Origin of the sequence: Burkholderia sp. Ed8, assembly GCF_040761425.1 — a bacterium.
Lineage (GTDB): Bacteria > Pseudomonadota > Gammaproteobacteria > Burkholderiales > Burkholderiaceae > Burkholderia > Burkholderia seminalis.
Window position 1 is genome coordinate 3,290,866 of the sequence record NZ_CP142886.1, and the last position, 12,962, is coordinate 3,303,827.

Genomic DNA, 12,962 nt, shown 5'->3' on the forward strand with positions numbered 1-12,962 from the left:
GCGCGACGGGCGCATTTTTCGATTTGCGCGCAGAAGTGGGGACGGCTTCGGACACCAGCTTTTCCTGACAAACGTTGAAGAAGGCGAGATTGTAGACGACGAAGGCCCGTACCGCCCGCTTTGGATGGCGCGACCGTCGATACTCGATCAGGGACGGCCCTGCATGGCGCCGAAACTCGCGCAGCCGGCTGACAGCCCACGGCCCACCGGCGCGCAAGACACTGGAACGCGCGAGGGCGCGGCCCTGACGCCCGACGCCCAACCGGCAGGAGATTCGACCATGCGACTGATCGACTGGAACATCCAATGGGGTCGGGACGCGGACGGCGTCGTCGACCTTTCCCGCACCGTCTCGACGATCCGGCGGCTCGGCGATTTCGACGTGCTGTGCCTGCAGGAGGTCACGCGCGGCTTCGGCGCACTGCCCGGGCAGCCGGGCCCCGACCAGTTCGCCGAACTGGCGGCGCGGCTGCCCGGCTACACGATCATCGAAGCGATCGGCGCCGACCTGCCGGCAATCGAACCGGGCGCATCGCGCCGCCAGTTCGGCAATGCGATCGCGACGCGGCTGCCGGTCGGGCGCGTGCTGCGCCAGTGGCTGCCGTGGCCGGCCGACGCCGGCGCGCCGTCGATGCCGCGCGTCGCGCTCGACGTCGAACTGCAGGCGCCCTTCGGCGCGCTGCGCGTGGTGACGACCCATCTGGAATATTATTCGGCGCGCCAGCGGCTCGCACAGGTCGATGCGTTGCGCGGCCGGCATCGCGAGGCCTGCGCGCACGCGAAACACCCGGCGCCGGCCGAGACTGCCGAGGGACCGTTCAGCGCGACCGGCCAGCCGTGCGATGCGATCGTCTGCGGCGACTTCAACAGCGCATTCGACAGCGACGCGTACCGGCGCTTCCTGGCCCCGATCGCGGACGCGCCGCGCTTCGTCGACGCTTGGGTCGCGCGACACCCGGGCCGCGCGCCGCCACCGACGGCCGGCGTCCACGATACGGCGCAATGGCCGGAAGGGCCGCTCGCGTGCGACTTCGTATTCGTGACCGAGACGCTGCTGCCGCGCGTCGTGTATTGCGAGATCGAAGGCGACGTGCGCGCGTCCGACCATCAGCCCGTGCTGCTCGAGCTGGCCTGACCGCGCCGATTGCGGCGCCGGCCGCCCGCGCTACGCGTCGAAGCCGGCCAGGTACTCGACCCAGTGCGGCGCCGGCTCGAGCGCGAGCGCATTCTTCACGATCAGGATCTCGTCCGCATACTCGCTCGGTGTCAGGCCGCCGCGCATCAACTGGAACCGGCAGTACAGCAGATAGGTGTTGACGACGTCGGTTTCGCAATAGTTGCGGATTTCGTCGATCCGGCCATCGCGGAACGCCGGCCACACCTGGCTGCCGTCCATCCCGAGCTTGCCCGGAAAGCCGCACAGCTTCGCCAGCGCGTCGAGCGGCGCGTTCGCGCGCGCCTGATACATCGCGAGCACGTCCATCAGGTCGGTATGCCGCGTGTGATAGCGCGAGATGTAGTTGTTCCACTTGAATTCGCGGTCGTCCTCGCCGAGATCCCAGTAGCGGGTCGCGGGGATACCGTGCACGAGCGCGCGATAATGGAGCACCGGCAGGTCGAAGCCACCGCCGTTCCACGACACGAGCTGCGGCGTGTATTTCTCGATCACGCGGTAGAACGACTGGATCAGCGTCGCTTCATTGTCCTGCGGCGTGCCGAGCGAGCGCACGCGAAAACCGTTGTTGTCGCGGAACACGCACGAGATCGCGGCGATCCGCTGCAGGTGATGCGGCAGGAAATCGCTGCCGGTCTTCTCGCGGCGCGCGGCGAATGCATGTTCGGCCACCGCGGCATCGTCGAGCGTTGCAGGGAGGTCTTCCAGACGGCGAATGCCGTCGACATCGGGAATCGTCTCGATGTCAAACACAAGAATCGGAGTCATCGGTTACAGAACGGCGTCCTTACGCACGCCGTTGGAGGCAAAGAACCGCTTGAGGCGCACCAGCGCTTCCTGCTGGATCTGCCGCACGCGCTCGCGCGTCAGCCCCATCTCGTCGGCGAGCTCCTCGAGCGTCGCCGGTTCGATGTGGTTCAGGCCGAAGCGGCGTTCGATCACGTGCCGATGCTTGTCCGACAGACGCGACAGCCATGCGCGCGTCAGCGTCTCGAGCTCGCGGTGCTGCACCTCGGCATCGGGCGACTGGCTCTGGTCGTCGGGCAACAGGTCGAGCAGGCTGCTCGCGGGATCGAGGTCGAGCGGCGCGTCGAGCGACGCCGTATGCTCGTTGAGCGCGAGGATGTCGGTGACTTCCTCGGCGGTCTTGCCGGTGAGATAGGCGATGTCGTCGATGCTGGCTTCGCGGCGCTCGGCCGCCTCGCCCGTCGACATCGAATTCTTTTCGAGGTGGCGCTTCGCGCGCAGCACCTGGTTCAGCTCGCGGATCACGTGCACGGGCAGGCGCACCGTGCGGGCCTGGTTCATGATCGCCCGTTCGATGCTCTGCCGGATCCACCACGTCGCATAGGTCGAGAAACGGAACCCGCGCGTCGGGTCGAACTTCTCGATCGCGTGCATGAGGCCGAGGTTGCCTTCCTCGATCAGGTCGAGCAGCGGGACGCCGCGGTTCAGATACCCCTTCGCGATACTGACGACGAGACGCAGGTTGCGCTCGATCATCACCTGCCGCGCCTCGAATTCGCCGGCCTTCGCCAGGCGGGAATAGCGCTGCTCTTCCTCGACGGTCAGCAGCGGCTTCACGCTGATTCGGTTCAGGTAATGCTGGATCGTGTCGGCCGTGAGCTCGGCCTGCAGCAGCGTGCGGAAATCGTCGACATCGGGCGATGCTTCCGGGCGGCCTTCGCGCTCGTCGTCGCCGCCGTCCACCTCGGCGTCGCGTGCCTCGATATCGCGCTCGTTGTCCGCGATATCGTCCTCGTCGTCCGTCGAAGCACCAGCTCGCCCCACCGATGCTTGCGTGGCACGACTGATCTTCTCAGATTCGGCTTGCGGCTCGTGGCGCTTCGATTTCGGCATGGTCGTCTCGGTTATTGAGGCGGCAAATACTTCAGCGGATCGACAGGCTTACCCTGCCGGCGAACCTCGAAATGCAGCATCACGCGGTCGGCGTCGCTGTTACCCATCTCGGCGATCTTCTGCCCCTTCGTTACCGCGTCCCCCTCTTTTACCATCAAAGCGCGATTGTGTGCATACGCCGTGAGGTAAGTTGCATCGTGTTTGATGATAATGAGGTTGCCGTAACCACGCAGGCCATTGCCGGAGTAAACGACGCGGCCGTCCGCTGCCGCCTTCACGGCCTCGCCGGCGGACCCGCCGATATTGACACCCTTGTTCTTCGCGTCGTCGAACCCGTTCAGCACGGGGCCGCGCGCGGGCCACGCGAACGTCACGGGGCCGCTCGGGGCCGCCGCCGTATCGCTGGATCCGGTCGCCGCGGCCGGCGGCGTCGCGAGCGTGGACGACGTGCCGGCGGCCGGCGTGGCCGGACCGCTGCTCAGCGGCGCGGTCGCCACGGCCGCACCCGCGATCGGCGCGGTGGCCGGTGCGCCCGCAACGGCGGCACCGCCCGGCGGCGCCACGCGCAGCAACTGGTCGACTTCGATCTGGTTCGGGTTCGCCAGGTTGTTCCACGACGCGATGTCGCGATAGTTCTGCCCGTTCTCGAGCGCAATCCGGTACAGCGTGTCGCCCGGTTTCACGCGGTAGAAGCCCGGCGGCGGCGGGCCGAGCGGCACCGCGGGCTGCGCGGCGCCGGTCGTGCCGAGCGAGCCGGAGCGATCGACGACAGGCGCGTTGTCGAGCCGCGTCGCACAGGCGGCCAGTAGCGTGGAGAGCGCAGCCACACAGATCGCGCGCTGGGCGAGCGTGAGCGGTTCCCTGGATCGGTTGTTTTGCATCGCGCGCAACATACTCATCGGTTTCAAATCACTCCGGATTTTAAAGGGACAAAGAAAACGCGATCAAGCCGGGACTCTCGCCATTGCGCGTGCGCGACGCGCTCGACGAGCGTGAGCACCTGGTGCTGCCCGCTCTGCGCGCCGACCGGCGCGACGAGCCGCCCGCCGATCGCGAGCTGCTCGAGCAGCGCTTGCGGCACGTCGAGCCCCGCCGCCGCGATCACGATCGCGTCGAACGGGGCCGCGGACGGCAGGCCGACACGCCCGTCGCCGTAGTGCAGACGGATGTTCGGCACGCGCAGCGGCCGCAGGTTCAGCTTGGCGCGCTCGTAGAGCGGCTTGATGCGTTCAATCGAATACACGTCGCGTGCCACGTGGCTCAGCACGGCGGCCTGATAGCCGCATCCCGTGCCGATCTCGAGGACGCGCTCGAGTGTGCGGCCGGCCATCGCGAGCTCGATCATGCGCGCGACGACCGACGGCTTGGAAATGGTTTGCTGGTGGCCGATCGGCAACGCCGAATCCTCGTAGGCCTGCGTCGCGAGCCCCGGATCCACGAACATGTGGCGCGGCACCGCGGCCATCGCGTCCAGCACGCGCGCGTCGGTCACACCGTTCGCGCGCAGTCGTTCGACCATCCGCTCGCGCACCCGTTCCGACGTGAGCGCGAACGCGCCGGCCGGCGCGACGCTCGGCGCAGCCGGTTTCGGCATCGCGGGCTTCGGCGCGGTCGGCTTCGGCGCGGTCGCGGGCTTCGCGGCGACGGAACCGGGCAACGCCGACCGCCCGGCAGCGGGCTTTACCGCAACCGGTTTCAGCACGGCAGCGGGCTTGTCGGCCGCCTTCGACACCGCGCCCGCCGCATGGCGTTCACCGGTCCGACCTTCCGATTTGCGTGGCGCTCGCTTGAGATCTTCGAGCGCGAGCGGAAACCGCTTCGCGCGCTCGCCGCTCATGAAGCCCGCCCTCCGGCGCGCGCCCATTCGCGCGTCGCGGGCAGCATCTGCGTATGCGTGAGGTCGAGCTGCAGCGGCGTGATCGACACGAAACCGTTTGCGACGGCGTGGAAATCGGTGCCGTCGCTCGCGTCCAGCGCCGCGCCCGCCGCGCCGATCCAGTAGACCGGCTCGCCGCGCGGGTCGGTCTGGCGAATCACCGGCTGCGACGGATGACGCTTGCCCAGGCGCGTGACCTGCCAGCCCTTCAGCGCGTCGTACGGCAGGTTCGGAATATTGACGTTCAGCAGCGGGTTGCCCGGCAGCGGATGCGCGAGGTAGTGCTCGACGATTTCCGCGGCGACGCGCGCGGCGTCCGCCAGATGGGCCCAACCCTTGTCGGCCAGCGAGAAGGCGATGGCCGGCACGCCGAACATGATGCCTTCGGTGGCGGCCGCAACTGTCCCTGAATAGAGCGTGTCTTCGCCCATGTTCTGGCCGTTGTTGATTCCGGAAACGACGAGATCCGGCCTCGCGCCGGCCATCCCCGTCAACGCGACGTGCACCGAATCGGTCGGCGTGCCGTTCACGTAGAAGAAACCCGTACCCGCCGCACGCTGCACCGACAGCGGCCGCGACAACGTGAGGGAATTCGACGCGCCGCTGCAGTTCTGCTCGGGCGCGATTACCGTGAGCTCGCCCAGCGGCTGCAGCGCTTCGCTGAGCGCGGCGAGACCGGGGGCAAGATAGCCGTCGTCGTTGCTGAGTAGGATTCGCATCCGGCGATTGTAACCGAGGAAAGATGGCGCGAGAGCGACAGTCCGGCGAGCGCGGACGGACGGGGCACGCATGCGCGCACGGTGCGCCGCCGCATTGCGCGGCGGCCTTCCGCATGCCCGGGAAAACGCGTGGCTGCCCCGGTTTTTCCTTCTCGAAAGCCGTCCCGTCGCGGATCTGGCGCGACGCGACAGGTCCGCGGGCGCTTCCCCTAGATCGCGCCCGCTTCGCGCAGCGCGGCGATCGCCTGCGCGTCGTAGCCGAGGCCGCGCAGCACCTCGTCCGTATGCTCGCCGAGTTCCGGCCCGAGCCAGCGCGTTTCACCCGGCGTATCCGACAGCTTCGGCGTGATGTTCGGCAGCGGAATGTCGGTACCGTCGGCCAGCTTGAAACGCTGGATCATCTGCCGCGCGACGAACTGCGGATCGGTGAACATGTCGGCGGCGCTGTAGATGCGCCCGGCCGGCACGTCGGCCGCGTTGAGCACGACGAGCGCCTCGTCGATCGTGCGCGGCGCGAGCCACGCGGCGATCGCGTCGTCGATCTCCTGCGTACGCGGCACGCGCCCGTCGTTTTGCGCAAGCGCGGGATCGTCGGCGAGGTCGTCGCGTTCGATGGCCTTCATCAGCCGCTTGAAGATCGGGTCGCTGTTGCCGCCGATCACGATGCTGCCGTCGCGGCACGCATAGGTGTTCGACGGCACGATGCCCGGCAGCGACGCGCCGGTGCGCTCGCGCACCATCCCGTACACGCCGTATTCGGGCACCACGCTTTCCATCATGTTGAAGACGGCCTCGTATAGTGCAACGTCGACCACCTGCCCCGCGCCGCCGTTGACCTTGCGGTGATGGAGCGCCATCAGCGCGCCGATCACGCCGTGCAGCGCGGCGATCGAATCGCCGATCGAGATGCCGATGCGCGGCGGCGGCAGATCGGGATAACCGGTGATGTGACGCAGCCCGCCCATCGATTCGGCGATCGCGCCGAAGCCGGGCCGGTCGCGGTACGGGCCCGTCTGACCGTAGCCGGACAGGCGCACCATCACGAGGCCCGGGTTGTCGGCCGACAGCACGTCGTAGCCGAGCCCGAGCTTCTCGAGCAGGCCCGGACGGAAGTTTTCGATCACGATGTCGGCCTCGCTCGCGAGCTGACGCGCGATCGCCTTGCCGGCGTCGGCTTTCAGGTTGAGCGTGACCGATTTCTTGTTGCGCGCCTGGACGGACCACCACAGCGACGTGCCGCCCTGCTCCGGGTGGAGCTTGCGCCACTTGCGCAGCGGGTCGCCGCCGTTCGGATCCTCGATCTTGATCACTTCCGCGCCGAATTCGGCGAACAGCCGCGACGCGAACGGCCCCGCGATCAGCGTTCCGAATTCGAGCACTTTGACGCCCGCGAGCGGGCCCTGGGTGGTGCTCATGTGTCTCCCTGGCATGAGGAACGGCGCCGCCTGCCGGCGGCGCCCGGCTTACATCGTGCGGCGATCGAGCATCGCACGGGCGATGGTGCCCGCGTCGACGTATTCGAGCTCGCCGCCGACCGGCACGCCTCGCGCGAGACGCGTGACCGCGAGGCCGCGCGCCTTCAGCGTCTGGCCGAGGTAATGGGCGGTGGCTTCGCCCTCGTTCGTGAAGTTGGTCGCGAGGACGACCTCCTTGACGACACCGTCGGACGCGCGCCGCACGAGGCGGTCGAAATGGATTTCCTTCGGGCCGATCCCGTCGAGCGGGCTCAGTCGCCCCATCAACACGAAATACAGCCCGCGGTACGTCATCGTCTGCTCGAGCATGATTTGATCGGCAGGCGTCTCGACGACGCACAGCAGCGTCGGATCACGCTCCTCGTCGCTGCAGACCTCGCAGATCTGCGCTTCGGTGAACGTGTTGCACTTCTCGCAGTGCTGCAGGTGCTCGGTCGCGAACAGCAGCGACCGGCCGAGCCGCTCCGCGCCCTCGCGGTCGTGCTGCATCAGGTGGACCGCCATGCGCTGCGCGGATTTCGGCCCGACACCGGGCAGCACGCGCAACGCTTCGACGAGAGCGGACAGGGCGGACGGCTGTTTCATACGGCGGCAAACGGTGGCACGGACGCCGCGCTCAGAACGGCAGCTTGAAGCCCGGGGGCAGCGGCAGGCCCGACGTCATGCCGCTCATCTTTTCCTGCGACGTCGCTTCGGCCTTGCGCACCGCGTCGTTGAACGCCGCGGCGACGAGATCCTCGAGCATGTCCTTGTCGTCCGCGAGCAGGCTCGGGTCGATCGCGACGCGACGCACTTCGTTGCGGCACGTCATCGTCACCTTGACGAGGCCGGCGCCCGACTGCCCTTCGACTTCGATCAGCGCAAGCTGCTCCTGCATCTTCTTCATGTTTTCCTGCATTTGCTGCGCTTGCTTCATCAGTCCGGCGAGGTTGCCTTTCAACATGGGAATACTCCTTCTTGATCGTGTGAAAACCGGCACGCGGCGCGTGCCGGCCAATGTGTGCGGGGCGTGATTATGCCTGTCGCGGGGCGGTCAGTTCAATGCAGCGTCGGCGGCACGCCGTCCGGCGCCGAATCGGCGAGCGGACGGATCGAGCCGTCGACGATGCGCGCACCGAAGTCGCGCACGAGCTGCTGGACGAACGGATCGCCGTGAATCTCCTGCTCGGCCTCGCGCTGGCGTGCCGCGCGCGCGGCCGCGTCGAGCGCCGCCGCGGTGCGCCGCGCGGGCCCGACCTCGACGGCTACCTCGACCGGCTTGCCGAGCGCATCGGCCAGCGCCGCCTTCAGCTTCGCCACCTGCGCGGCATCCGCGTACTGCGGCACCGGCACCGAAAGTTTCAGGGTGGTCGCATCGACGGCCGTCAGTTCGCTGTTGAACGCGAGCTGGTACGCGACGCCCTTCAGCGGCAGGCGCGCGGCCAGCGCCGGCCATTCGCCGTCGAAACCGACCGGATCCAGCGCGATCGCGGGCGGCAACGGGCGCGTGTCGACCGGCACGGACGGACGCGCTTCCGCCGGCTTCGGCATCACGCGCACATCGTCGGGGCCGCTGTCGAACACCGGCACGAAGCCGTCGTCAGGGCCGCCGAACATCTCGTCGGCGCTGAGCGGCACGTAGTCGTCGGGCGGGATGTCCTCCCACGGCGGCGACGTCGGGCGCGCATCGGCAGCCTGCGGCGCACGGGCGGCAGCACGCGGCGTCGGCACCTGCACGGCGGGACGCGGCGCGGCCGGCTTTTCGACGACCGGCTGGGCGGCCGGCTTCGGCGCGGCGCCCGCACGCCCGCGATCGGACGACACGCGCATTCCTGCATTGCGCAGCACGTCGAGCGCGGCGGCGGCACCGCCTGCGCGCGCGGCCGGACGGGCAGCCGGTTCCGGCGACGCAGCGCGCGGTGCCGGCGCGGCCGGTGCGGCCGGCTCCTCGATTCGCGATGCAACCGCGGCGACGCCGGCCGCGGGCGGCTCGGGTTCGTTGCGGGCGGGTGGCGGCACGTCGCTGGCCGGCGCCGCTTGCTGCGCGGCATCCGTTCCAGCCGGCTGCGTTTCGACGACAGGTGCGTCGACCGGCGCAGGCGCCTGCGCCTGAACGGCAACCGGCTTCGCCGCCGGCGGGCTGGCTTCTTCGCCGGATCGAGCCGGCGCCGGACGCGCGGCGGGTACGATCGGCGCAGCCGCCGCAGCCGGCGGACGCGCCGCCTCGGCGGGCGCAGCCGACACCGGCTTCGCCGCAGCGGCCGATGCCGCGGCAGCGCGCGGAGCCGGCACGGCACGCGGCACGGACGGCTGGCCGCCCGGCGCACCGCCGGCGGCAACAGCCGGCTCGAACGCGAGCATCCGCAGCAGCGTCATCGTGAAACCGGCATATTCGTCCGGCGCGAGACCGAGCTCCGCGCGACCGACCGTCGCGATCTGATAGAACAGCTGAACCTGCTCGGGGCTCAACGCCTCCGCGAAGCGGCGCAGGTCGGCCGCTTCCGGCCATTCGTCGAGTACCGATCCCGGCGCAAACTGCGCCCACGCGATCCGGTGCAGCAGGCTCGCGAGATCCTGCAGCGCGGTCGAGAACGACAGGCTGCGCAGCGACATTTCGTCGGCGATCGTCAGGATTTCGGGGCCGCTGCCGGCCGCGAGCGCGTCGAGCAGGCGCACCATGTAAGTCTGGTCGAGCGCGCCGAGCATGCCCGACACGGCCGACTCGGTCACTTCGTTCGCCGAATAGGCGATCGCCTGGTCGGTGAGCGACAGCGCATCGCGCATGCTGCCCTGCGCCGCACGCGCGAGCAGGCGCAGCGCCTGCGGCTCGAACGTGATGCGCTCTTCGCCGAGGATCCGCTCGAGATGCGACACGATGTGCCCGGCCGGCATCTGCTTGAGGTTGAACTGCAGGCAGCGCGACAGCACGGTGACGGGAATCTTCTGCGGATCGGTCGTCGCCAGGATGAACTTGACGTGCGGCGGCGGCTCTTCGAGCGTCTTCAGCATCGCGTTGAACGCGTGGTTCGTCAGCATGTGCACTTCGTCGATCATGTAGACCTTGAAGCGCGCATCGACGGGCGCGTACACCGCGCGCTCGAGCAGCGCGGCCATCTCGTCGACGCCGCGGTTGCTCGCGGCATCCATTTCGACGTAGTCGACGAAACGGCCCTCGTCGATCTCGCGACAGGCGCGGCACACGCCGCACGGCTGCGACGTGACGCCGGTTTCACAGTTGAGCGCCTTGGCGAAGATCCGCGACAGCGTCGTCTTGCCGACACCGCGGGTTCCGGTAAACAGATAGGCGTGATGGAGACGCCCGCCGTCGAGCGCGTGCGTGAGCGCCCTGACGACGTGCTCCTGGCCGACGAGCGAAGCGAAATCCTTCGGACGCCACTTGCGTGCGAGAACTTGATAGGTCATCGGGAAATTGTATCAGTAACGCTGCGTCGCGCCGACACGCGAAACGGTGCGGAGAACGGGCAAGGTACGGGTCGAACGGAGTGTGACGCGGAAATAAAAAACGCCCGGCGAACGGGGCGAGAAGGAAGGTGACGAGCCCAACCCTCGGCACTGGCGGAAAACGATTGTGGCTGCTTCGTTCCCGACCTGACCAGGTTCACCGCCCCACCATGCGAGGAGGCCCGTCACGGCATATTCTATCACCGCTCCCGGACAAATGCGACCGTTTGTTCGCCTCAATGCAAATATCGCCGGGCAAACCGGCGCGCCATCCGTTCGCACGACGCACATGCGCACCCGCCCCTTGTAATCCGCCGGCCAGCCTCCACCTGCGTGGCACAACGGTCGAACGCCGCGTCGTACCCCTACTCGCGTAGCGGCTACTATCGCCGCCCGCAGCAGATAGCAATTTAGGCTAATATGACGCCCGAACGACCCGCGAGCCGCGGCATGCAGCGCCCACGCCTCTCCTTTCCGGGGAGCGGAGTGACCTGCCGCAGCGGCCGGCAGCCTACGGCGGCCGGTACGCCGCAACGCGCAAGCAGGCAGTCCCCGAACCGTAAGAGGTATTGACCCAATGAGCGAACAGATCAAACACATCAGCGACGCATCGTTCGAACAGGACGTCGTCAAGTCCGACAAGCCCGTGCTCGTCGATTTCTGGGCCGAATGGTGCGGCCCGTGCAAGATGATCGCCCCGATCCTCGACGAAGTCGCGAAGGACTACGGCGACAAGCTGCAGATCGCGAAAATCAACGTCGACGACAACCAGGCGACGCCCGCGAAGTTCGGCGTGCGCGGCATCCCGACGCTGATCCTGTTCAAGAACGGCGCGGCCGCCGCGCAGAAGGTCGGCGCGCTGTCGAAGTCGCAGCTCACCGCATTCCTGGACAGCCACCTGTAATACGGGCAGGCTCACGGACGTGTTGTCAGCCGGCAACACGTCCGTCGCCAAGCCGCCGATCGCTCGCTCAAGCGCGAATCGGCCTATGCTAGAATTAAAAAACGTCGACAAGACGCATTTAAGTCTCTGAGCGCTTCCGCTCGCCCTCCTCCCTTATTTCTTTCGTCGCTTCTCCTCCCTGGCGGGTTCTCCGTATGCATTTATCCGAGCTCAAGTCTCTGCACGTCTCCGAACTGATCGAAATGGCCAATGGCCTGGAGATCGAAAACGCGAACCGCCTGCGCAAGCAGGAGTTGATGTTTGCCATTCTTAAAAAGCGCGCCAAGACGGGAGAGACAATCTTCGGCGACGGTACGCTCGAAGTGCTGCCGGACGGCTTCGGTTTCCTGCGCTCGCCGGAAATGTCGTATCTCGCCAGCACCGACGACATCTACATCAGCCCGTCGCAGATCCGCCGCTTCAACCTGCACACCGGCGACACCATCGAAGGTGAAGTCCGCACGCCGAAGGACGGCGAGCGCTACTTCGCGCTGGTGAAGGTCGACAAAGTCAACGGGCAGCCGCCCGAGGCCTCGAAACACAAGATCATGTTCGAGAACCTCACGCCGCTGCACCCGAACAAGCCGCTGTCGCTCGAGCGCGAAATGCGCGGCGAAGAAAACGTCACGGGCCGCATCATCGACATGATCGCGCCGATCGGCAAGGGCCAGCGCGGCCTGCTCGTCGCGTCGCCGAAGTCGGGCAAGACCGTGATGCTCCAGCACATCGCGCACGCGATCAAGCAGAACCACCCGGACGTGATCCTGTTCGTGCTGCTGATCGACGAACGCCCTGAAGAAGTGACCGAAATGCAGCGCTCGGTCGCCGGCGAGGTGATTGCCTCGACGTTCGACGAACCGGCCACGCGCCACGTCCAGGTCGCCGAAATGGTAATCGAGAAGGCCAAGCGCCTCGTCGAAATGAAGCACGACGTCGTGATCCTGCTCGACTCGATCACGCGTCTCGCCCGCGCGTACAACACCGTGATCCCGGCGTCGGGCAAGGTGCTGACGGGCGGTGTCGACGCGAACGCACTGCAGCGTCCGAAGCGCTTCTTCGGCGCGGCGCGCAACATCGAGGAAGGCGGTTCGCTGACGATCATCGGCACCGCGCTGATCGAAACCGGCAGCCGCATGGACGACGTGATCTACGAAGAGTTCAAGGGCACCGGCAACATGGAAGTGCACCTCGAGCGGCGTCTCGCGGAAAAGCGCGTCTACCCGTCGATCAACCTGAACAAGTCGGGCACGCGTCGCGAAGAAATGCTGATCAAGCCCGAGATCCTTCAAAAGATCTGGGTGCTGCGCAAGTTCATCCACGACATGGACGAAGTCGAGGCAATGGAATTCCTGCTCGACAAGATCCGCCAGACGAAGAGCAACTCCGAGTTCTTCGACCTGATGCGTCGCGGCGGCTGATCGCCCTCGCCTCGCAAAACGGCCGCCCGCGCATCCAGCCCGGCGGCCGTTTTTTC

At 67.5% G+C, this 12,962-nt stretch carries 12 protein-coding genes and 1 other RNA gene; 3 read left to right on the forward strand and 10 right to left on the reverse strand.

Annotated features, from left to right (window positions below):
* Positions 1-280 precede the first annotated feature (280 nt).
* Complete coding sequence (locus VXM69_RS29005; RefSeq protein WP_059561610.1) at positions 281-1,135, forward strand: endonuclease/exonuclease/phosphatase family protein; 855 nt, start codon at positions 281-283, stop codon at positions 1,133-1,135.
* 30 nt (positions 1,136-1,165) lie between these two features.
* On the opposite strand, the gene VXM69_RS29010 is transcribed toward VXM69_RS29005, so the two are convergent.
* From VXM69_RS29010 to ffs, 10 genes are all read right to left on the reverse strand, one after another.
* On the reverse strand, positions 1,166-1,942 hold the full coding sequence (locus VXM69_RS29010; protein WP_034188642.1) for a 3'-5' exonuclease: 777 nt from the start codon (positions 1,940-1,942) through the stop codon (positions 1,166-1,168).
* Positions 1,943-1,945: 3 nt separating this feature from the next.
* Complete coding sequence (rpoS, locus tag VXM69_RS29015) at positions 1,946-3,034, reverse strand: RNA polymerase sigma factor RpoS (RefSeq protein WP_034188643.1); 1,089 nt, start codon at positions 3,032-3,034, stop codon at positions 1,946-1,948.
* Positions 3,035-3,045: 11 nt separating this feature from the next.
* Positions 3,046-3,933: a peptidoglycan DD-metalloendopeptidase family protein gene (locus tag VXM69_RS29020; RefSeq protein WP_049028267.1), complete on the reverse strand. Its 888-nt coding sequence runs from the start codon at positions 3,931-3,933 to the stop codon at positions 3,046-3,048.
* A 5-nt stretch (positions 3,934-3,938) separates the two neighbouring features.
* The gene (locus tag VXM69_RS29025) at positions 3,939-4,871 is read right to left on the reverse strand and encodes a protein-L-isoaspartate(D-aspartate) O-methyltransferase (RefSeq protein ID WP_367189632.1); all 933 of its coding nucleotides are present in this window, start codon (positions 4,869-4,871) and stop codon (positions 3,939-3,941) included.
* Complete coding sequence (gene surE / locus VXM69_RS29030; protein ID WP_034188645.1) at positions 4,868-5,629, reverse strand: 5'/3'-nucleotidase SurE; 762 nt, start codon at positions 5,627-5,629, stop codon at positions 4,868-4,870. The genes VXM69_RS29025 and surE overlap by 4 nt, the downstream gene beginning before the upstream one ends.
* Positions 5,630-5,838: 209 nt before the next feature.
* Complete coding sequence (locus VXM69_RS29035; protein WP_034188646.1) at positions 5,839-7,044, reverse strand: CaiB/BaiF CoA-transferase family protein; 1,206 nt, start codon at positions 7,042-7,044, stop codon at positions 5,839-5,841.
* Positions 7,045-7,092: 48 nt separating this feature from the next.
* Complete coding sequence (gene recR / locus VXM69_RS29040; protein ID WP_006478665.1) at positions 7,093-7,689, reverse strand: recombination mediator RecR; 597 nt, start codon at positions 7,687-7,689, stop codon at positions 7,093-7,095.
* Positions 7,690-7,720: 31 nt separating this feature from the next.
* A complete protein-coding gene (locus VXM69_RS29045; RefSeq protein WP_014896896.1) occupies positions 7,721-8,047 on the reverse strand; it encodes a YbaB/EbfC family nucleoid-associated protein in 327 nt (108 codons plus the stop codon).
* Positions 8,048-8,142: 95 nt separating this feature from the next.
* Positions 8,143-10,506, reverse strand: a complete 2,364-nt coding sequence (locus tag VXM69_RS29050; protein WP_367189633.1) for a DNA polymerase III subunit gamma/tau — start codon at positions 10,504-10,506, stop codon at positions 8,143-8,145.
* 127 nt (positions 10,507-10,633) lie between these two features.
* An RNA gene (gene ffs / locus VXM69_RS29055) (signal recognition particle sRNA small type) lies at positions 10,634-10,732 on the reverse strand.
* Positions 10,733-11,122: 390 nt separating this feature from the next.
* On the opposite strand from ffs, the gene trxA reads away from it, so the two are divergent.
* Both trxA and rho read left to right on the forward strand, forming a co-directional pair.
* Positions 11,123-11,449 (forward strand): thioredoxin TrxA, encoded by a 327-nt coding sequence (gene trxA, locus VXM69_RS29060; RefSeq protein ID WP_006402348.1) that lies wholly within the window; start codon positions 11,123-11,125, stop codon positions 11,447-11,449.
* A 194-nt stretch (positions 11,450-11,643) separates the two neighbouring features.
* A complete protein-coding gene (gene rho, locus VXM69_RS29065; RefSeq protein ID WP_006478662.1) occupies positions 11,644-12,906 on the forward strand; it encodes a transcription termination factor Rho in 1,263 nt (420 codons plus the stop codon).
* The last annotated feature ends 56 nt before the right edge of the window (positions 12,907-12,962 follow it).